The organism is Streptomyces sp. NPDC091281 (assembly GCF_044757425.1).
GTDB lineage: Bacteria > Actinomycetota > Actinomycetes > Streptomycetales > Streptomycetaceae > Streptomyces.
Map to the genome: position 1 here is coordinate 290,755 of NZ_JBIVUY010000009.1, position 22,241 is coordinate 312,995.

Annotated in this window: 8 protein-coding genes; 7 read left to right on the top strand and 1 reads right to left on the bottom strand. The window is 76.2% G+C overall.

Annotated features, from left to right (window positions below; translation table 11 throughout):
* The first annotated feature begins 52 nt into the window (after positions 1-52).
* The 4 genes from ACIQPQ_RS24320 (at position 53) to ACIQPQ_RS24335 (ending at position 3,987) form a co-directional block, all read left to right on the top strand.
* Entirely contained in the window at positions 53-1,018 is a 966-nt protein-coding gene (locus ACIQPQ_RS24320) for a FecCD family ABC transporter permease (protein ID WP_401307180.1), read from the top strand.
* Between the two features lie 4 nt (positions 1,019-1,022).
* The gene (locus tag ACIQPQ_RS24325) at positions 1,023-1,868 is read left to right on the top strand and encodes an ABC transporter ATP-binding protein (protein WP_401307048.1); all 846 of its coding nucleotides are present in this window, start codon (positions 1,023-1,025) and stop codon (positions 1,866-1,868) included.
* Between the two features lie 170 nt (positions 1,869-2,038).
* A complete protein-coding gene (locus tag ACIQPQ_RS24330) occupies positions 2,039-3,517 on the top strand; it encodes a PepSY-associated TM helix domain-containing protein (protein WP_401307051.1) in 1,479 nt (492 codons plus the stop codon).
* Positions 3,518-3,771: 254 nt separating this feature from the next.
* Positions 3,772-3,987 carry a heavy-metal-associated domain-containing protein gene (locus tag ACIQPQ_RS24335; RefSeq protein WP_401307053.1) on the top strand — a complete coding sequence of 72 codons (216 nt, stop codon included), beginning with the start codon at positions 3,772-3,774 and terminating at the stop codon, positions 3,985-3,987.
* Positions 3,988-4,369: 382 nt separating this feature from the next.
* On the opposite strand, the gene ACIQPQ_RS24340 is transcribed toward ACIQPQ_RS24335, so the two are convergent.
* Positions 4,370-5,032, bottom strand: coding sequence for a DUF5134 domain-containing protein (locus ACIQPQ_RS24340; RefSeq protein WP_401307055.1), 663 nt, complete (start codon positions 5,030-5,032; stop codon positions 4,370-4,372).
* Between the two features lie 896 nt (positions 5,033-5,928).
* On the opposite strand from ACIQPQ_RS24340, the gene ACIQPQ_RS24345 reads away from it, so the two are divergent.
* The 3 genes from ACIQPQ_RS24345 to ACIQPQ_RS24355 all read left to right on the top strand — a co-directional run bounded on the left by ACIQPQ_RS24345 (position 5,929) and on the right by ACIQPQ_RS24355 (position 22,226).
* Entirely contained in the window at positions 5,929-6,900 is a 972-nt protein-coding gene (locus ACIQPQ_RS24345; protein ID WP_401307057.1) for an ACP S-malonyltransferase, read from the top strand.
* Position 6,901: 1 nt separating this feature from the next.
* Positions 6,902-8,008, top strand: a complete 1,107-nt coding sequence (locus ACIQPQ_RS24350) for an arylcarboxylate reductase (RefSeq protein ID WP_401307060.1) — start codon at positions 6,902-6,904, stop codon at positions 8,006-8,008.
* 109 nt (positions 8,009-8,117) lie between these two features.
* Positions 8,118-22,226: a type I polyketide synthase gene (locus ACIQPQ_RS24355; RefSeq protein WP_401307063.1), complete on the top strand. Its 14,109-nt coding sequence runs from the start codon at positions 8,118-8,120 to the stop codon at positions 22,224-22,226.
* Positions 22,227-22,241 lie beyond the last annotated feature (15 nt).

A 22,241-nucleotide genomic window follows, 5' to 3' on the forward strand; every position in this document is an offset into this window, starting at 1 on the left:
GCTGCGGGTGACGCTCGCCTTCACCCTGCTGCCCGTCGCGCTGGCCGCCACCATGATCGTCGCGATCAGCATCGGCGCGGTCAACGTCCCCGTCGGCGACGTGTGGAGCATCGTCCTCCACCACGTCACCGGCGCCGGGCAGGCCCCCTCGGACCCCGCGCTCGACCAGATCGTCTGGAACTTCCGCACCCCGCGGGTGGTCCTGGCGGCCCTGGTCGGCGCGGGCCTGGCCGTGTCGGGCGCCGTGCTCCAGACCGTGGTGGCCAACCCGCTCGCCGACCCCATCGTCCTCGGCTTCTCCTACGGGGCCACCCTCGGCGCGGTCGTCGTCATCACCCTCGGCGGCGGCGTGGCCCTCGCCGGACTCGGGGTGTCGGCGGCGGCCTTCGTCGGCGCGGTCCTCGCCGGGGCGCTCGTCTTCGCGCTGGGGCAGCGCCGGGGCCGCATGGCACCGACCCGCCTGGTCCTGGCCGGAGTCGCGGTGGGCTACGTCTTCCTCTCCGCGACGAGCTTCGTCCAGCTCCAGGCGACCCCGACCGAACTGCGGACGGTCATGTTCTGGATGCTGGGCAGCGTCGCGGGTGCCCAGTGGGACCAGCTCCCCACCGTGACGGTCGTCGTCCTGGCGACGACCGTGCTGCTGGCGCTGTTCGGCCGCCGCCTCAACGTCCTGCTCGCGGGCGACGAGTCGGCGACCGCGCTCGGGGTGGACGTCAACCGGCTGCGGACCGTCCTGCTCGTGCTCAGCGCGCTGCTCACCGGCACCGTCATCGCGGTCGCGGGCAGCATCGGCTTCGTCGGCCTGATGATTCCGCACCTGGTGCGGCTGACCACCGGCGCCGACCACCGTCGGCTGCTCCCGCTGACCGCCCTGCTGGGCGCCGTCTACCTCGTCCTGGTCGACCTGCTCTCCCGCACCCTCAACCGCCCCAACGAACTGCCCCTGGGCATCCTCACCGCCCTCCTCGGCGCCCCCTTCTTCCTGTGGCTGCTGCGCCGCAACAAGGGCTTGGACTGACCGCATGAAACTCACCGTCGACCGCATCCACATCACCCTGGACCGCGCCCCGATCCTGCGGGACGTGACCCTGGAGGCCCGCGAGGGCGACATCGTCGGACTCGTCGGGCCCAACGGCAGCGGCAAGTCGACCCTGCTGCGCACCGTCTACCGCTCCCTGCGACCGGCGCAGGGCGTCGTCAGGGTGGGGGACGACGACGTGTGGGGGCTGACGCCGCGCGCGGCGGCCCGCCGTACCGCGGCCGTCCTCCAGGACGCCGCGGGCAACACCACCGGGCTGAGCGTCACCGAGATCGTCGCCTTGGGGCGGGCCCCGCACCACGGACTCCTCGGCCGGGACGGCGCCGAGGACCACCGGGCCGTCGAGGACGCCATCGACCACTGCGGCGTCCGCCCCTACGCCGGCCGGGACTACGCGTCCCTGTCCGGCGGGGAACGCCAACGCGTGCTCCTCGCCCGCGCGTTGGCGCAGCAGCCGCGCCTGCTGGTGCTGGACGAGGTCACCAACCACCTCGACATCCGCGCGCGGTTCGAACTCCTCGACCTGATCCGCGCGACCGGCGTGACCACCCTCGCCGTCCTGCACGACCTCGACCTCGCCGCCCGGCTCTGCGACCACCTCGTGGTCCTGCGCGACGGCGCCGTCGTCACCGCGGGACCCGTGCTGGAGGTGCTGACGCCCGCCGTCCTGCGGGACGTCTTCGGCGTCCGCGCGCGCACCGAGCGCCACGCGGACGGCGTCATCCGCGTCACCTACGACGCCCGCCCCCTCGCGGACCACGGCCCCGCCGCCGACGGCCCCGCTCCGGCGGGCGGAACGGACGGTGTCACGGCGAAGGCCGCCCGCTGACCGGCCAAAAAAAGTTCCGGCGCTCCGGGAACTCGGCGGTGTGCTCATCCGACTGGTTCTGGACAGCGGCTGAATACGGCTCTGGTTCGACCTCGCGGCGGGATGTCCGCCGCTAGTCCTTGTCCCGAACGTTCCGCCGACCCCGCAGCGCCGATCCCTACGAGGTGAGCATGACGTCCGTCGACTCCACCGAGCCCGACCTGCCCCCGGCCGCCGACGACGGTCCCGACGAGAGACCCGGCGCCGCCACCGCGACGGCCGACCGGCCGGCCGCCGCCCCGCCCGCTCGACGGACCGGGGGCGTCGGCGCGCTGCTCGCGCGCCTGCACTTCTACGCCGGAGTCCTCGTCGCGCCGTTCCTGCTCGTCGCGGCCGTCACCGGTCTCCTCTACACGTTCACCCCGCAGCTGGACTCGATCGTCTACGGCAAGGAACTCCACGTCTCCCGTACCGGCGACCGCGCGCTGCCGCTGTCCGGACAGGTGGCCGCGGCGCGCGCGGAACACCCGGACGGCACGCTGACCGCCGTACGTCCGGGCACCGGCGACGGCACCACCCAGGTCGACTTCTCCCTGCCCGAGCTGGGCGAGAAGACCCACACCGTGTACGTCGACCCGTACACCGGCGACGTCACCGGGCAGCTGACGACGTGGTGGACGTCGACCCCGCTCACGACCTGGCTGGACGTCCTCCACCGCGACCTGCACCTCGGCGAGGTCGGCAACCTGTACTCGGAGTTCGCCGCGAGCTGGCTGTGGGTCATCGTCCTGGGCGGCCTGGTCCTGTGGTGGCGCCGGGCCCGCGGCGGACGGACCGCCCGGCGGCTGCTGCTGCCCGACCGCGCCGCCCGCAAGGGCGTCCGGCGGACCCGCGGCCTGCACGCCGCGACCGGCGTCTGGATCGCGCTGGGCCTGCTGTTCCTCTCCGCGACCGGCCTGACCTGGTCCACCTACGCGGGAGCCAACTTCGGCAAGGCACTGGACTCCCTGCGGTCCAGCACCCCCTACGTCTCCACCGCCCTCACGCACGACCACGCCTCCGGCAGCACCCCGGACACCGGCTCCGAGGCGCCCCCGGCCGACCCTGCCGCCATCGACGGGGTCCTGAAGGCCGCCCGCGACGCCGGTGTCGACGGCCCGGTACAGATCGCCGTGGCGCCCGACCAGGCCACCGCCTGGACGGTGTCGCAGACCCGCAACCTCTGGCCGGTCGGCCGTGACAGCGTCGCCGTCGAGGCCTCCACCGGCGACATCGTCGACCGGGTGGACTTCGCGGACTGGCCCCTGCTGTCCAAGCTGACCACCTGGGGCGTCCAGGCCCACATGGGACTCCTCTTCGGGATCGTCAACCAGCTCGTGCTCGCCGTCATAGCCGTCGGCCTGGTCTGCGTCATCGTCTGGGGCTACCGCATGTGGTGGCAGCGCCGCCCGACCCGTGCCGACCGCCGGGCCCCCCTGGGCGCCCCGCCCGCGCGGGGCGGCTGGCGCGGCATCCCCTCCGGACCGCTCGCCGTCGGCATCGTCCTGGTCGCCGCGGTCGGCTGGGTGATACCGCTGTTCGGCATCCCGCTGGCCGCCTTCCTCGCCGTCGACATGACGGTGGGCACGCTGCGCGCCCGGCGCGCCGCCCGCACGGCATCCGACGCCTGACCCGGACGGCAGCCGACGGTTGACCGGGAGGCGGAGCAGGCCGGGCCGGGGCGCGTACGACGCGTCCCGGCCCTTCCGCGCACCCGGCCGCCCCGCGCACGCCCGCCCACCCGGACGGGTGAGCCACGGCACAGCCGGGAACCCGGTGGGCGGGCCCCACGACTGACTGGGGGACAGCACCGGTTGAACACCACAACCCGTGCCTCCGTACCAGGAGGCGTACCAGCGCCTCGACCTCTCCCAGGAGTCGCGCCATGAACCGTCAGCACTACCTCGTCACCGGCATGACCTGCTCGCACTGCGCCGCCAGCGTCACCGAAGAGGTCTCCCAGGTCCCCGGAGTGACCGGCGTGGACGTCGACGTCGCGGTGGGATCGGTCTCCGTCACCGGTACCGGCCTGGACGACGCGCGGCTGCGCGCGGCGATCGAGGAGGCGGGCTACCAGGTGGCGCGGCCCGCCGCGGTCTGACGGACACATCCGTACGAGGGCGAGGCCCCCCTACGGCGGCAGGGGGCAAGAGCCCGTTCGACGGCCGCCGGGGCGTGTGGCACGGTCTCGGCGGCCCCGTCCGGGAGGTCGTGACCGTGTGTCAGCGGGTGCCGGGGCGCCGCGCCGAGGGTGGGCGGTGGCGGGGACCTGGTCCGCTGCTCCCCAGGGCCACGCCCCGTCGGCGAGAGCCGCCCGCCCGTCCGACGCTCCGTGCACGGGACCCCACCCTGCTTCCTGACGTGCCTCCGCCCTCGTGCGACGGCGGTGCCCGGTACCTTCCCCCGCGCGGCACGCGAGAACGGCGAACCGGCCCGGCCCCGGCAGGGGTTGACGGTCCGTGGGCGCCGGGGAGCCGGGGCGGTCAGGCCATCACGGCGAACATGACGGCCATCCCCAACGCCATCGCGGCGTGACACGCGGGAGCCAGGACTCCGACCGGCGCCCCGTACGTCGCGGCCCCGGCCGTGCCGTCGCCCTCCTGCGGGCCGCGGGCCCGGTCGAGGGCGCGGCTCAGCCAGACCAGCCCGAACACCCCGAGGACGACCGCGAGGACGACGGCCGTGGCCACGGTCCCCGTCCCGGTCAGCGTCATGGTGGCGAGGCCGCCGTCCGCCGCCATGTGATGCCCCGCCATCTCGTGCGCGCCGCCCGCCCCGGCACCGCCGTGCATCGCGTCGCCCGCGCCCATCGCCCACACCATCCACGCCATCGCCGCCGCCATCACGGTGTGCGGCAGCGCGGCCACGACGGCGCCGCCCCGGCCCGTCCCCTCCGCGCGCAGGGGCGCGGCTGCGACGAACCACGCGGCCCCCGCGGCGAACAGCACGATCTGCGGACCGGCCGGAAGGTCCATGCCCCAGGGCCAGGCCATCGCGAGCATGAGTCCCCCCATCGCCGCGTGCACCACATGGTCCAGCCGCTCCGCCCACACCGTGCCCGGCTGGACGAGCATCCACAGCCCGTACCCGGCCGGGACGGCGAACATCAGACTCAGAATCCAGCGCAACCCGCTCGCCGCGATCACCGGACCACCTCGACTCCCTGACGCCCTCGGCGCCGACGACCATGCACGGGGCCGGAACGCAGGAGTGGGGGGTGGCGCCCACGCGGGGGGTTCCCGGTGGCGTCGGCGTACTGCGAGGGCCGTACCAGGAGTCGGGGGGCCGACGACGCTGGTTCCTGGCCGCCGCTATGAAGCGGGTCACAGGGGCGGTGTGCGTCTCGGGCCGTCGACGCGGGCACCGCGGCGCGGGTCTGGGCGAGCGCATCGGACAGGACGCGGACCTGGCGGACGACCGACCGGTCCGGTCAACGGCGGCCGTACATAGGGGACTTGGGCTTCAATCGAGGCGCCGGTGACGGCCGGGGGCTTCACCGGGCCGGGCGGGGCGGTCCTCTCCGTCGTGCGGTTCCGCTCGATATCGGCCCGGCCGCCCCCCTCTCGTTGGGTGTCCGTCTGATGACATTCGGTCACGTCTTCCGTCGGGTGCTCTCGCGGGGGCAGGCCGAATCCGGTTGAGGGGTGACGGGAGGGCTTTCGGTGCGGAGGAGCACGTCGGCGGATCGTTCGCCGAGGGGGCCGGTGCGGGCGAGTGACGGCTGTGGAGGACGGGGTGTCGGGCGCTGGCTTGTTTGGTTCCTTTTCCGGTGCGGGGGATGCGTTCGCCGAATGGCTGGATCGGAAAGGTGCCATTCTGTTCGCTCGTGTCGGGTGCTAGGGTCATTACTGCTTTTCCTCAAATCTTTGATTTAACGGGACACAGTCCGGGGCGTCGGCCCCGACGGGCCCCGCGCATCGTGCTGTGGAAAGTCGTGAACTTCTTTTGTCGAAGCGGGGGAGATCTCCACCGGCGGTTCGGGCTCGGCATCGAGTCTGTTCCCGTGCGGAAAGGAACCTCCTGAAGGGTGACAGGAGTAAGAATGCCCCTGGGGTATCTTTTCGGTGGCGGCGTCGGGACCGAACCGCACGGGACGGAACTGTACGAGGCGTCGCCGCTGGTGCGGGAACTCTACGAGGAGATATCCGGCTGGACCGGCCTGACGGCCGAACAGATCCTGCGCGGCGAACTGCCCGAGGGCAGGGAACGCCGGCAGAGCGCGGGCACCATACGGGAGACGGCGCTGGCCGTCGCCGTGCACGACCTCCTCGCCGAGGCGGGCCTGCGCCCGGACGTCGTCGGCGGGCTCAGCCTGGGCGCCATGACGGCGAGCTGCCTCGCCGGCGCCCTCGACCGCCGGTCGCTGTTCACCCTGCTGGCCCGGACGGCCGACGCCCCCGAACCCCCGCCCGACGCACCGGAGGAGGGCATGGCCCTCGCGTTCGTGGAGGCCGCCGAGGCGCAGGCGCCACCGCCCTGGCACGGGGTCCCCGGCCTTCACCTCGCCGGTGACTTCGGCCCCCTGGCGGACGGCTCCCGGCGCATCCTGATGCTCGCCGGACACCGCGCCGCGGTCGAGCGGCTGGCCGCCGAGGCGGCGCCCGGCTCCGTCGTGCCGCTGCCCGGCCGGACCATCGCCGTGCACTCCCCGCTGCGCCGCCCCTTCCGCGACTTCATCACGCCGCACCTCGCGACGATGCCGTTCACCGCCCCCCGCATTCCGCTGCTCTCCTGTCTGGAACGCGGCGAGCTGAAAACAGCCGACGAGGTGCGGGACATGTTCGAACGGAACTCCACCGACCCGATCAGCCTCGTCGACATCTACGAGGGAATGCGGAGCCGCGACGTGCGACTCGGCCTCGTCATGGGCCCCGCGATTCCCGAAGGAATGCTCGACATTCCCTTCCCGGTCGTTCATGTGGAGAAACCCGAACACATACGGCTCGCCGTCAGCACCGCCTACGATCTCGGAATCCGCCTTTCCCCGGGCGATTCCGCAGCGCGGGACCGCTGATATGGGAGGAGCCGGGCGCCGGGCGGGAGCGGACGGAAACGACGCGACCGACCCCGACTTACTCGTCGCGAAATGGCTCGACACCGATCTCGACGGATGGACCCGCACGATCGTGCGGCGCACCTTCCACCCCGGGACCGGCAGCCCCTACTGGCTGAGCCGCCGCGCACACCTCGACTTCGACCCGTACGACATCACCCGCTACGCGCAGCTCACCGCGTTCGGCCCGTTCCCGCTCGCCGACCTGCGCGCCGTCGACCCGGCCGACCTGGTGCCCCGCACCGTGCCCCGGCCGCTCACCGGCCGCGTCTGGGACACCGGCGGCACCACCGGCACCCCCTGCCGCGTCCACTACACCCCCGCGATGCTCCACCACCGCGCCGTCTGGCGCCGCTGGTCCTTCGTCCACGAAGGGTTCCGGCCCGGCCGCCGATGGCTCCAGGCCACCCCCACCGGACCCCACCTCATCGGGCACGGCGCCTGGGAGGTCGCCGACCTGCACGCGGGCCTCGTCTACGCCATCGACATGGACCCCCGCTGGGTCAAGCGCCTCATCCGCGAGGGCCGCCCCGCCGACGTCGAGCGCTACACCGCCCACCTCCTGGACCAGATCACCGACATCCTCGACGGGCACCGCGTCGACTACCTCAACACCACCCCCGCCCTCTTCTCCGCCCTGTGCGGACGCGCCCCCCAGCACGTCGCCGCGCTCGCCGGGGCCCGCCTCAGCGGCACCCAGATCAACACCGCCATGTACCGGGACTTCCGCACCGCCCTCGACGGCGGACTCTGCGGCATCAGCTACGGCAACACCTTCGGCAACGCCGCCTTCCTCGGCGTACCGGACGGCGGCGGCCCCCTCCCGTACATGCCGAACTACCCGCAGGTGACCATGGCCGTGGTACGCAAGGACGACTGGCGCACCGTCGTCGCGCCCGGCGCCACCGGACAGGTCCGCCTCACCGTCCTGCACGACGACCTCTTCCTGCCCAACATCCTCGAACGCGACCAGGCGGCACGCCATCTCGACGCCGAGTGGCCCTGCGACGGAGTGGCGGACGTCCGTCCGCTCCAGATCGCCAGCACCGCCCCCGAGGGCCTGTACTGACAGGTCCCCACTCCGAGCCACCCACCCGCACCACCCGCGCCCGCGGCCCCTCCCTCGGGGCCCGCGGTCCCCCTGCCGATCCCCCCTGCGCGTGCTGAGGAGCCATGGCGTGAACCTGCCCGAGTGCCCTAGCGGGACCCCGCTGCTGTGGACGCTGTCCGCCGACAGCAGGGGCTCCCTCGCCGCGCAGGCGCGACTGCTCCGCGACCACCTGCGGGCCCTGCCCGAGTGGAGTCCCGCGGACATCGGGCTGGCCCTCGCGCACGACCCGGACCCCCGCGCACGGCGGGCCGCCGTCGTGGCCCGCGGACGCGACGAGTTCCTCGACCGGCTCGACGCGCTCGCCCGTGGGCGCACCGCCCCCGGCCTCGCCGAAGGCACCCGCGGACCCGACACCCCGGTCGCCTTCGTCTTCCCGGGCCAGGGCTCCCAGTGGCCCGGCATGGCCGCCGGACTCCTCGACTCCGCACCCGGCTTCCGGGCCCGGATCGACGACTGCGCCCAGGCCCTCGAACCCCACGTCGACTGGTCCCTCATGGACGTGCTGCGCGCCGCGGACCGCGCGCCCGCCCCCGACCGCCCCGACGTCGTGCAGCCCGCCCTGTTCGCCGTCGGCGTCGCCCTCGCCGGGCTCTGGCGCGACCACGGCGTGCACCCGTCGGCCGTCCTCGGACACAGCTGCGGCGAGATCTCCGCCGCCGCCGTCAGCGGCGCGCTCTCCCTCGACGACAGCGCCCGCGTCGTCGCCCGGTGGAGCCAGGCCCAGGCCACCCTCACCGGCCGCGGCGACATGGTCTCCGTCCTGGCCCCCGTCACCCAAGTGACCGCCCAGCTCGCGGAGTTCGACGGGAGGCTCGGGATCGCCGCCGTCAACGGGCCGGGCTCCGTCATCGTGTCGGGAGACACCGACGCCGCCGCCGAACTCGTCGCCCGCCTCACCGCCGACGGCGTCCACGCGCGCACCATCGCCGTCGGACTCGCCGCGCACTCCCCGCACATCGACGCCGTCGTGCCCCGCCTGCACGCCGACCTCGACGCCGTCCGGCCGCTTCCCGCCACCCTGCCCTACTACTCCGGCCACACCGGCGACCTGCTCCCCGAACCCGCCCTGGACGCACGGTACTGGGCCCGCAACCTGCGCGAGACCGTCCGCTTCCAGGACGCCACCGCCGCGCTGCTCCGCGACGGCCACCACGTCCTCCTGGAGATCAGCCCCCACCCGGTCCTCACCACCGCCCTCCAGGCGACCGCCGCCCACCAGGACGTCGTCGCGCACGTCGGCGCCACCCTGCGCCGCGGCCACGGCGGGCGCGCCCAGTTCCTCACCGCCCTCGGCGACGCCTACGTCCACGGCCTCACCCCGGACCGCGCGGCCGCCTACGCAGGGCTCGACGCCCGCCCCGCCGTACTCCCCGCCGGTCTGCGGGAGGCGGCGGGCGGCACCGGACCCGAGGAACCCGGCACCGCCCTCCGCGACGAACTGGCCCGACTCACCGCCGCCGGAGCGCGGGAGCGGCTGCTGCGCCTCGTCACCGAGGAGACCGCCGCCGTGCTCGGCGACCCCCGCCCCGTCGACCCGGACACCCCGTTCACCGGGCTCGGCCTGGACTCCGTGACGGCGGTCGAGATCCGCAACCGCCTCGCCGCCGCCACCGGCGCCGCGGCCCTCCCGGTGACCGCCGTCTTCGACCACCCCACCCCCCGACGGCTGGCGGAGGCGCTCCGGGACGAACTGGCAGCGGGCACACCCCGCGAGGACCCGCCCGCCCGGCCCCGCCCGGACCGGCCGGACCCGTCGGGCACGGCCCCGGCCGCCGGGGACGACGACCCGGTGGCGATCGTCGCCATGGGCTGCCGCTACCCGGGCGGCGCCGACAGCCCCGAGGCCCTCTGGCGACTCCTGGCCGACGGCACCGACGCCGTCACCCCGTTCCCCCACGACCGCGGCTGGAGCCTCGCCGGCGCCTGCGCCCCCGAGGACGTCGCGCCGGGCCGCCACTACCAGCGCGAGGCCGGGTTCCTGCACGACGCCCCCGGTTTCGACGCCGCCTTCTTCGGCATCTCCCCGCGCGAGGCGCTCGCCATGGACCCGCAGCAGCGGCTCCTGCTGGAGACGTCCTGGGAGACCCTCGAACGCGCCGGGATCGACCCGCACACCCTGCGCGGCAGCAGCACCGGGGTCTACATCGGCGCGATGACCATGGACTACGGCCCCCGGCTGCACGAGGCCACCGACGGCAACGGCCACCTCCTCACCGGCACCACCGGCAGCGTCGCCTCCGGCCGCATCGCCTACGCCCTCGGCCTCGAAGGGGCCGCCGTCACCGTCGACACCGCGTGCTCCTCGTCACTCGTCGCCCTGCACCTCGCGGTGCGCGCGCTGCGCGGCGGGGAGTGCTCCCTCGCCCTCGCCGGCGGCGCCACGGTGATGCCGACCCCGGGCATGTTCGTGGAGTTCAGCAGCCAGGGCGCCCTCGCGCCCGACGGCCGCTGCAAGGCGTTCTCCGCCGACGCCGACGGGTTCGGCCTCGCCGAGGGGGTGGGCGTCGTCCTCCTGGAACGGCTGTCGGACGCCCGCCGCCACGGTCACCCGGTGCTCGCCCTGATCCGGGGCTCCGCCGTCAACCAGGACGGCGCCAGCAACGGCCTCACCGCGCCCAGCGGGCCCAGCCAGCAGCGGGTCATCCGGGCCGCGCTGGCCGACGCCGGACTCACGGCGAACGACGTCGACGCGGTCGAGGCCCACGGCACCGGCACCCGCCTCGGGGACCCGATCGAGGCCCAGGCGCTCCTCGCCGTCTACGGCCAGGACCGGCCCGCGCAACGCCCGCTGTGGCTCGGCTCGTTGAAGTCCAACATCGGTCACACCCAGGCCGCCGCCGGGGTCGGCGGCGTCCTGAAGACGGTCCTCGCGATGCGGCACGGACTGCTGCCCCGCACCCTGCACCTCACCGAGCCGACCCCGTACGTGGACTGGAACGCGGGCCAGGTGCGCCTGCTCACCGAGGCCACGCCCTGGACGGCGGGCGACGGGCCCCGGCGGGCCGGGGTCTCCGGGTTCGGGATCAGCGGGACCAACGCGCACCTGATCCTGGAGCAGGTCCCGGAGCCGGACCCCGTCACGGCGCCCGGCCCGGACACGCCGGTCCCGTGGCTGCTGTCCGCCCGCTCCCCGCGGGCGCTGCGGGAGCAGGCCGCACGGCTCGCCGAGGCGTACGGGGCCGACGGACGCGCCGCAGACGTGGGACTGTCCCTGGCCGAGACGCGGGCCACGCACGAGTACCGGGCGGTTGTGGCGGGCGACCGCCGGGAACTCCTGGCGGGCGTAAGGGCGTTGGCGGCGGACGAGCCGTCACCGTACGTCGTGCAGGGCCGGGCCGCCGGGGTCGGCGGGACGGTGTTCGTGTTCCCCGGGCAGGGCGCGCAGTGGGCCGGGATGGCCCGCGAACTGCTCGACGCCTCACCGCCGTTCGCCGCGTCGATGGCCGCGTGCCACGACGCGCTGGTACCCGTCACGGACTGGTCGCTGACCGAGGTGGTCCGCTCGGGCGAGGCGCTGCGCCGGGTGGACGTCGTGCAGCCCGTCCTGTTCGCGGTGATGGTGTCGCTGGCCCGGCTGTGGCGGGAGTACGGCGTCGAACCGGACGCCGTGATCGGCCACTCCCAGGGGGAGATCGCCGCCGCCGTCGTCGCCGGAGGGCTCTCCCTGGCGGACGGCGCGCGCGTCGTCGCCCTGCGCAGCCGGGCCCTCGTCCGGCTCGCCGGACGGGGCGGGATGGCCTCCCTGGCCCTGGACACGGCCGCGGCCCGCAAACGACTGGCCCGCTGGGACGGACGGCTGTCGGTGGCCGCCGTCAACGGCCCCGCCTCGGTGGTGGTGTCCGGCGACCCCGACGCCCTCGACGCGCTCCTCGCGTCCTGCGCGGCCGACGGCGTACGCGCCCGCCGCGTCGACGTGGACTACGCCTCCCACTCCGCCCACGTGGAGGACGTCGAGGACGAGGTGCGCGAGGCACTGGAGGGGATCAGGCCGGTCCCCGGACGGACACCGCTGCTGTCCACCGTGACGGGGGACTGGCTGGACACCTCGCTGATGGACGGCGGCCACTGGTACCGCAACCTCCGCGGCACCGTCGGCTTCGCGCCCGCCGTCCGCGCCCTCGCCGCCCAGGGGTTCGGCACCTTCATCGAGATCGGCCCGCATCCGGTGCTGGCCCCGGCCGTCGAGGAGACCCTCGCCGAGGCGGGCGTCGACGGCGTGGTCCTCGGCACGCTGCGCCGCGACCGGGGCGGCCCGCGCGACCTGCTCCTCGCCGTCGGGCAGGCCCACGCGCGGGGTGTCGCCGTCGACTGGGCACCCGCCTTCGACGGCGCCGGCGCCACCCGCACCGCACTGCCCACCTACCCCTTCCAGCGCGAACGGTTCTGGCAGCCCGCCCCCCGGCCGACGGCCGCCGCGCCCGAGGCGGCCGACGCGCTCTGGGAGGAACTCGCCACCGCCCGCCCGGCCCGTCTCGCCGAGACCCTGCACGTCACCCCGGACGCCCTCGACGAGGTGCTGCCCGCGCTGACCGCCTGGCACGACCGCCGCACCCGGCAGCGGCGCGCCGACTCCTGGCGCCACCGCGTCGGCTGGCGGCCCCTGGGGCTGCGGCCCGCCACCGAGGCGCCGCCCGGACACTGGCTCGCCGTCCGCCCCGCCCGGAACGCCGACACCGACGGCCCCGACGTGGTGGCCGGTCTGGCCGCACTCGGCCTCGACGTCACCGTCGTCACCGCCGACGACCCCGCGGGCGGCCGCGCCGCGCTCGCCGCGGCGCTCACCGCCGCCGCCGGGGAGCGGCCCCTCGCCGGAGTCCTCTCCCTGCTCGCCGACGAACACCGCCCGCACCCCGCACACCCCGGCCTGCCCGCCGCGCTCGCCCTCACCCTCGCCCTCGTCCAGGCGCTGGGCGACGCCGGGATCGACGCCCCGCTGTGGCTGCTGACCCGCGGCGCCGCCCGACCCGGCGCCGACGAACGGCCCGGCGCCCCCGCGCACGCGGCCGTCGCGGCACTCGGCCGCTGCGCCGCGCTGGAACACCCCGACCGCTGGGGCGGCTCGGCCGACCTGCCCCCGCGACCGGACGAACGCACACTGCGGCTGCTGTGCACGGTCCTCGCCTCCGTCACCGACGAGGACCAGGTCGCGGTCCGGGCGGACGGCGCGCACGGGCGGCGGCTGCTGCCCGCGCCGCCCCGCACCGGGGCGGCCGTCCCGGACCGGTGGTTCGGCGACGGCACCGTCCTCGTCACCGGCGGCACCGGCGGCGTCGGCGCCCACCTGGCGCGCCGGCTCGCCGCGCACGGCGCCGCCCACCTGCTCCTCGTCGGCCGCCGCGGACCGGACGCCCCCGGCGCCGACGCCCTGCGCGCCGAACTGGAGGACGCCGGGACGGCCGTGACCGTCGCGGCCTGCGACGTCACCGACCCCCGCCAGGTGGGCGACCTGCTCGGCGCCCTGCCCGCGGACCGGCCGCTGACCGCCGTCGTGCACGCCGCCGGAGTCCTCGACGACGGCGTCCTCGACACCCTCACACCCGCGCGGCTCGCCGGGCCGCTGCGGGCCAAGGCGACCGCCGCGCAGGTGCTCCACGAGGCGACCGCGCCCCTCACCCTCTCGGCGTTCGTCGTCTTCACCTCCCTGATGGGCACCGTGGGCAACGCGGGCCAGGCCAACTACGCCGCCGCCAACGCCGCGCTGGAGTCCCTCGTCGCCGCCCGCCGGGCCGACGGGCTGCCCGGCACCGCCCTCGCCTGGGGCGCCTGGACCGCCGGGGAAGGCATGCTCGCCCGCGCGGTCGCGGACCGGCTCCGCGAGCGCGGCCTGCCCTCCATGGACCCCGCGGACGCCGTCACCGCCGTCGGACGCGCCGTCGCCGAGGACGACGTCACGGTCGTCGTCGCCGACGCGGACTGGCGGCGGTTCGCGGGCACCACCGGACGCCACACCGCCACCCTGCTCTCCGAACTGACCGGCCCGGACGACGACGGCGACCGCGCGCACCAGGCCACCGAGGCCGACGGGACGCTGCGGCGGCGGCTCGCCGACGTCCCCGCCGCCGACCACCCGCGGTACGTCACCGACCTGGTGCGCGCCCACGCGGCGGCCGTCCTGCGCCACCCCGACCCCCACGCCGTCCACCCCGAACGGGCCTTCACCGACCTCGGGTTCGACTCCCTGACCGCCGTCGAACTGCGCAACCGGCTGACCGCCGCCACCGGCGTACGCCTGCCCGCCACCGCGCTCTTCGACCGGCCCACCCCCGCCCTCCTCGCCGCCCACCTCCTGCGCCGCCTCGACCCGCCCGACGGCCTCGGCACCCCGAGCGCACCCGCGCCCGGCACCCGGTCCGGGCACCCCGCCGACCCCGAGACGGACCCCGTCGCCGTCGTCGGCATGGGCTGCCGGTTCCCCGGCGGCGTACGGCGCCCCGCCGACCTGTGGCGCCTGCTCGCCGAGGGCCGGGACGCGACCACCGACTGGCCCGCCGACCGAGGCTGGGACACCGCCGCCCTCTACGACCCCGACCCGGACCGCACCGGCACCACCTACTGCACCCGCGGCGCGTTCGTCGCCGACGCCGCCGCGTTCGACGCCGAGTTCTTCGGGATCTCGCCGCGCGAAGCACTCGCCATGGACCCCCAGCAGCGGCTCCTGCTGGAGACCGCCTGGGAGGCCGCGGAACACGCCGGGCAGGACCCGGCCGCCCTCCACGGCCGTCCCGTGGGCGTGTTCGTCGGCACCAACGGCCAGGACTACCCGGCGCTCGCCGCCGCCGACCCCGAGGTGTCGGAAGGCCACCTCCTCACGGGCGGCACCGCAGGCGTGCTGTCCGGTCGGATCTCCTACGCCCTCGGACTGCGCGGACCCGCCCTCACCGTGGACACCGCCTGCTCCTCCTCGCTGGTTGCCGTGCACCTCGCCGCCCAGGCGCTGCGGCGCGGCGACTGCGAACTGGCCTTCGCGGGCGGCGCCACCGTCATGAGCACGCCCCGCCTGTTCGTCGAGTTCAGCCGCCAGCGCGGCCTGGCCCGCGACGGGCGGTGCAAGGCCTTCGGAGCCGGAGCCGACGGCACCGGCTGGGGCGAGGGCGCCGGGATGCTGCTCCTCGAACGCCTCTCCGACGCCCGCCGCAACGGCCACCGGGTGCTCGCCCTCATCCGGGGGTCGGCCGTCAACCAGGACGGCGCCAGCAACGGCCTCACCGCGCCCAGCGGACCCGCCCAGGAACGCGTCCTCGCGGACGCCCTCGCCGACGCCGGGCTGCGCCCCGACGACGTCGACGCCGTCGAGGCCCACGGCACCGGCACCCGCCTCGGCGACCCCATCGAGGCCCAGGCGCTCCAGGCCGTGTACGCCGGACGGCCCGCCGCCCGGCCGCTCTGGCTCGGCTCCGTCAAGTCCAACCTCGGCCACACCCAGGCCGCCGCCGGGGTCGCCGGACTGATGAAGACGGTGCTCGCCCTCGACGCCGGGGAACTGCCCGGCACCCTGCACGCCGACGACCCCAACCCGCACATCGACTGGTCCTCCGGTGACGTACGGCTGCTCACCGAGGCCACGCCCTGGCCGCGGACGGGCCGCCCGCGGCGGGCCGGGGTCTCCTCGTTCGGCATCAGCGGCACCAACGCCCACGTCGTCGTGGAACAGGCACCGCCCGACCACGCCCCGGAACCGTCCGAGCCGTCTGGCCGTCCCCGCACCGCCGTCGTCGTACCCCTGCTCCTGTCCGCCCGCACCCCCGACGCCCTGCGCGCCCAGGCCGCCCTGCTGCGCGCCCGCCTCGACGACGCCCGCGCCGACCGCGAACTCCCGGCCGTGGCCCACGCCCTGGCCACCCGGCGGGCCACGCTCGACCACCGCGCCGCCGTCCTCGGCCACGACCCCGACACAGTCCGCGCCGCCCTGGACGCGCTGGCCGACGGCGTCTCCTCCGGCCGCGTCCGCACCGGACACGCGCACACGCCCGGCCGGACCGCCTTCCTCTTCCCCGGACAGGGCAGCCAGCGGCCCGGTGCGGGCGCGGAACTCCACCGCACCGAACCGGCCTTCGCCGACGCCCTCGACGACGTCCTCACCCACCTCGCGCCCCACCTCGACCAGGAGCCCCCGGTGCCGCCGCTGCGCGCCGTCATGTCCGCCGCCCCCGGCAGCGAGCACGCGCCCCTCCTGGACCGCACCGCCCACACCCAGCCCGCGCTCTTCGCCCTCCAGGTGGCGCTGTTCCGGCTGACGGAGCACTGGGGCGTACGGCCCGACGTGGTGCTCGGGCACTCCGTCGGCGAACTGGCCGCCGCCCACGTGGCGGGCGTCCTCGGACTGGCCGACGCCTGCGCGCTCGTCGCCGCCCGCGGCCGCCTGATGGACGCCCTGCCCGGCGGCGGCGCCATGGTGGCCGTCGAAGCCGACGAGGCCGAGGTACGGGACCTGCTCGCCGCGGCCGGTCCCGACGCGGACGGTGCCTGCGTCGCCGCCCTCAACGGACCGCGCTCCACCGTCCTGTCCGGCGACCGCGCCCCCGTCCTGCGACTCGCCGGGACGCTGCGGGCGCGGGGCCGCCGCACCAAGGAACTCGCCGTCAGCCACGCCTTCCACTCCCCGCACATGGACGGCATGCTCGACGCGTTCCGAGCCGTGGCGCGCCGCGCGCAGTACGCGCCGCCGCGCATCCCCGTGATCTCCGCCCTCACCGGCAGGCCCGCCACCGCCGACGAACTATGCGACCCCGAGTACTGGGTACGGCAGGTCCGCTCCACCGTCCGCTTCCTCGACGGGACCCGTACCCTCCTCGCGGACAACGTCACGACCTGCCTCGAACTCGGCGCCGCCGGAAGCCTGTCCGGCCTCGTCGAGGAGTGCCGCACCGACGAGGACTGCCGCGCCGTGCCCCTGCTGCGCGCCGGGCGGCCCGAGACCGAGTCGCTGACCGCGGCGCTCGCCGCCCTCCACGTACGGGGCGTGCCCGTCGACTGGAGCACGGCCGTCCCCGCCCACACGCTCCCGCCCGACCTGCCCACCTACCCCTTCCAGCACCGCCGCTACTGGCCCGCACCGGCCCGCGCCGTCCGCACCCCCGCCCCGGCCGGACCGCCCCCCGGCGGCACGGCCGACGCCTGGACCTACCGCGTCACCTGGCGCGCCCTGCCCGACCCGGCCCCCGTCCGGCTCTCCGGCACCTGGCTGCTCGTCGTCGCCGAGGCCGCGGCCGACGCCCCGCTCACCGGGGCGTGCCGGGCCGCGCTCACCGCGCACGGCGCCGACGTGAGCGTCCTCGCCGTCCCCGAGGACACCGACCGGGCCGCGCTGGCCGCCCGCCTGCCGGCCGACCCGGCCGGCGTGCTGTCGCTGCTCGCCCCCGCCGCCGGACCCGAGGCCACCCTCCGCCTCGTCCAGGCCCTCGGCGACGCGGGCACCGACGCACCCCTGTGGTGCGTCACGACCGGCGCCGTCGCCGTCGACGACGACGGCCCCGAGCAGCCGGGACAGGCCCCGGTGTGGGGACTGGGCCGGGTCGCCGCACTCGAACACCCGCGGCGCTGGGGCGGACTCGTCGACCTGCCCGACCTGCCCGCCCTGCCCGACGGCACCGCGCTGCGCCGCCTGTGCGCCCTCCTGGCCGGGGCCGTCCGCGCCCCCGGCGGCGGGCGCGCCGAGGACCAGGTGGCCGTCCGCGCCGACGCCGCTTACGGCCGTCGCCTGGTCCGGGAACCGGCGCCCGCCGCCGACCGGCCCACCGCCGGAGACGGCCCGCGGCCGTGGACGGCGCGCGGCACCGTCCTCGTCACCGGCGGCCTCGGCGGCCTCGGCGCCCAGGTGGCCCGCCGCCTCGCCCGGAGTGGCGCCGAGCACCTCGTCCTGACCGGCCGGAGGGGCGCCGAAGCGCCCGGCGCGGACTCCCTCGTGCGCGACCTCACCGCCGAGGGCACCCGTGTCACCGTCGCCGCCTGCGACGTCGCCGACCGGTCGGCGCTCGCGGACCTCCTGACCGGGCTCGCCGCCGACGGCGACACCGTACGGGCCGTCTTCCACGCGGCCGGGGTCACCTCCGCCACCCGGATCGCCGACTGCACCCCCGCCCGGCTCGCCGAGGAGACCGCGGCCAAGGTGCGCGGCACCGCCCACCTCGACGCCCTCCTCGGCGACGACCTGGACGCCTTCGTGCTCTTCTCGTCGGTCTCCGCCGTCTGGGGCAGCGCGGGACAGGCCACGTACGCGGCGGCCAACGCCTTCCTCGACGCCACCGCCGCCCGGCGGCGGGCGCGGGGCCACGCCGCGACCTGCGTGGCCTGGGGGCCGTGGGCCGGACCGGGCATGGCCCAGGGCGACACCGGCACCGGACTGCGCCGCCTCGGCCTGGTCCCCATGGCACCCGAGGCGGCCCTGGACGCGCTGTGGCGGGCCCTGGAGCGGGACGACAGCGGCCTCACCGTCGCCAACATGGACTGGGCGCGGTTCGCCCCCGCCTTCCGGACCGGGCGGGACAGCGCCCTGTTCGACGAGATCCCCGAGGCGGCGCCGGAGCCGGTCGAGGCGGCCGCGGCGCACGGGGAACCCGCCGCCGACCGCTGGCGGCGGCGGCTCGCCTCCCGGCCCGGCCCCGAGCGCCGACGCCTGCTCACCGACCTCGTGCGCACCGAGGCCGCCGCCGTGCTGGGCCACGACACGATGACCGCCGTCACCGCCGGACGCCCCTTCCACGACCTCGGCTTCGACTCGCTCACCGCCGTCGAACTGCGCAACCGCCTCGCCGCCGCCACCGGCCTCACCCTGCCCGCCGCCACCGTCTTCGACCACCCCACGGCCACCGCCCTCGGCGAGCACCTCCTCACCGCGCTGACCGCCGCCGCGCCCGCACCGGCCCCGGACGCCGCCGTCCCGGCCCGCGCCGACGAGCCGCTGGCCGTCATCGGGATGGCCTGCCGCTTCCCGGGAGGTGTCCGCAGCCCCGAGGACCTGTGGGACCTCGTCGCGGGCGAGCGGGACACCGTCGGACCGATGCCCGACGACCGCGGCTGGCCGCTCGACGCCCTCTACGACCCCGACCCCGCGCACGAGGGCACCTTCTCCACGACCGGCGGCGGATTCCTCGACGGGGCGGGCGACTTCGACGCCGAGTTCTTCGGGATCTCGCCGCGCGAGGCCCTGGCCATGGACCCGCAGCAGCGGCTCCTGCTGGAGACCTCCTGGGAGGCCCTGGAACGCGCGGGCCTCGACCCCACGTCGCTGCGCGGCAGCCAGGGCGGCGTCTACCTCGGCGTCGCGGGCCAGGGCTACGGCACCGGACCCCGGCACCCGGCGGACGACGTCGAGGGCCACCTGCTGAGCGGCACGGTCACCAGCGTCGCCTCCGGGCGCGTGGCGTACACCCTCGGCACCGAGGGCCCCGCCGTCACCGTCGAGACCGCCTGCTCCTCCTCGCTGGTCGCCCTCCACCTGGCCGGGCAGGCGCTGCGCACCGGGGAGTGCTCCTTCGCGCTCGTCGGCGGCGCCGCCGTCATGGCCACCCCGGACGCCTTCGTCGAGTTCAGCCGCCAGCGCGGCCTCTCGCCCGACGGCCGCTGCCGGTCCTTCGCGGACGACGCCGACGGCACCGGCTGGGGCGAGGGCGTCGGCGTCCTCGTCGTCGAACGGCTCTCGGACGCCCGCCGCGCCGGTCACCCCGTCCTCGCCGTCATCCGGGGGTCGGCCGTCAATCAGGACGGTGCCAGCAACGGCCTCACCGCGCCCAGCGGGCCCGCCCAGCAGCGCGTGCTGCGGCGGGCGCTCGCCGCCGCGGGACTGACCGGCGGCGACGTCGACCTCGTCGAGGCGCACGGCACCGGCACCGTCCTCGGCGACCCGATCGAGGCCCAGGCGCTCCTCGCCGTCTACGGCCAGGACCGGCCCGCCCGACGGCCGCTGTGGCTCGGCTCATTGAAGTCGAACATCGGACACACCCAGGCCGCCGCGGGCGTCGCCGGGGTCATCAAGACGGTCATGGCCCTGCGGCACGGCCTGATGCCACGCACCCTCCACGTCGACACCCCCACCACCAAGGTCGACTGGTCGGCGGGCGCGGTACGCCTGCTGACCGAGGCCCGCCCCTGGGACGACACCGGCCGCCCGCGCCGCGCCGCCGTCTCCGCGTTCGGCATGAGCGGCACCAACGCGCACGCCGTCCTGGAACAGGCCCCCGACGACAGCCCCGTCGCCGAGGACAGCCCCGTCGCCGAGGACGCGCCCACGGCCGGTGACGCCCCCGGCGACACGCCGCCGACCGGCGCCACCGTGGTGCTGCCGCTGTCCGCCGCCTCCCCGGCCGCCCTGCGCGCCCAGGCCCGCCGCCTGCGCGCCCACGTCGAGGCCGCGCCGGACACACCCCTGGCGGACCTGGCCCACGCGCTCGCCCGCACCCGGACCGCGTTCCCCCACCGCGCCGCCGTGACCGGCGCCACCCCTGACGAACTGCTCGGCGCGCTCACGGCGCTCGGGGACGGCGCGCCCGCGCCGGGCGCCGTCCTCGGCCGCGCGGGCGAGGCCCGCACGGTGTTCGTGTTTCCGGGGCAGGGGGCGCAGTGGGTGGGGATGGGGTGTGTGTTGTTGGAGTGTTCTCCGGTGTTTGCGGGGCGGTTGGGGGAGTGTGCGCGGGTGTTGGAGCCGTTGGTGGGGTGGTCGGTGGTGGAGGTGTTGCGGTCGGGGGTGGGGTTGGAGCGGGTGGATGTGGTGCAGCCGGTGTTGTTCGCGGTGATGGTGTCGTTGGCGGAGGTGTGGCGGTCGTGGGGGGTGGTGCCGGATGCGGTGGTGGGGCATTCGCAGGGGGAGATAGCGGCGGCGTGTGTGGCGGGTGCGTTGTCGTTGGAGGACGCGGCGCGGGTCGTCGCCCTCCGCAGCAAGGCACTCCTGTCCGTCGCGGGCCAAGGCGGCATGGTCTCCCTGGCCGCCTCCGAGGAACGCGCGAGGGAACTGCTCCTGCCCTACGACGGCCGGATCGCGGTGGCCGGGGTCAACGGTCCGCAGGCCGTGGTCGTCGCGGGCGAGCCCGCACCGCTCGACGCGCTCCTCGCCGACTGCGCCCGCGACTCCGTACGCGCCCGGCGGCTCCCCGTGGACTACGCCGCCCACTCCGCCCAGGTCGCCGCCGTCGGCGACACCCTGCGCACCGTCCTCGCCGGCATCCGGCCGCGGACCTCGGACATACCGCTGTACTCCACCGTCACCGGCACGGTCGTCGACGGCACCGCCCTCGACGCCGGCCACTGGTACCGCAACCTCCGCGAACCGGTCGCGTTCGCCCAGGCCACCGAGAGCCTGCTCGCCGCCGGACACGACCTGTTCGTCGAGGTCAGCCCGCACCCCGTGCTGACCGCCGCCGTCACCGCCACCGCCGAGCGGGCGGGCGCGACCGCCGCCGCCGTCGGCACGGTACGCCGCGACGACGACGGAACCGACCGCCTCCTCGCCTCGCTCGCCGAGGCCTGGACGCACGGCGCTCCCGTGGACTGGGCCGCCGTCCTGCCCCCGCCGACCGGCGCGCACGTCCCGCTGCCGACCTACGCCTTCCAGCACCGCCGCTACTGGCTGCCCGCGCCGGGCCGCTCCGGCGGCGCCGTCCCGGCGGCGGCCACCGCCCCGCGACCCGAGACCGGACCGCCCGGCACCGACCCGGCGGCCGAACTCACCGCCCGGCTCGCCCCGCTGGACGGGACCGACCGCCGCCGGACCCTGCTCGACCTGGTCCTCGCGCACGCCGCCGCCCTGCTCGGACACACCGGCACCGCCGACGTCGACCCCGAACGCCCCTTCGTCGCGGCGGGGTTCGACTCGATGCTCGCCGTCACCTTCCGCAACCGCCTCGCCGAGGCGACCGGCGTCGACCTGCCGCCCACCACGGTCTTCGACCACCCCACGCCCGCCGGGCTCGCCGCCCACCTCGACGCACGGCTGACCGCACCGCCCGCACCCCGGCGGCCCGTCCTCACCCGGCTCGACCAGCTCGCCGACGCCCTGGCCCACGCCGACCCGGCCACGGCCGACGCCGACGAGATCGGCGTCCGCCTGCGTGACCTGCTGCACACCTGGACCAGCCGTCGGCCACGCCCCGACAGTGCCGACGCGGCGGACGGCACCGGGACCGACACGGCCACCGCCACCGCCGACGAACTCTTCGAACTGCTCGACAACAACTACGGCGCCTGAGGGAGAACGGACACC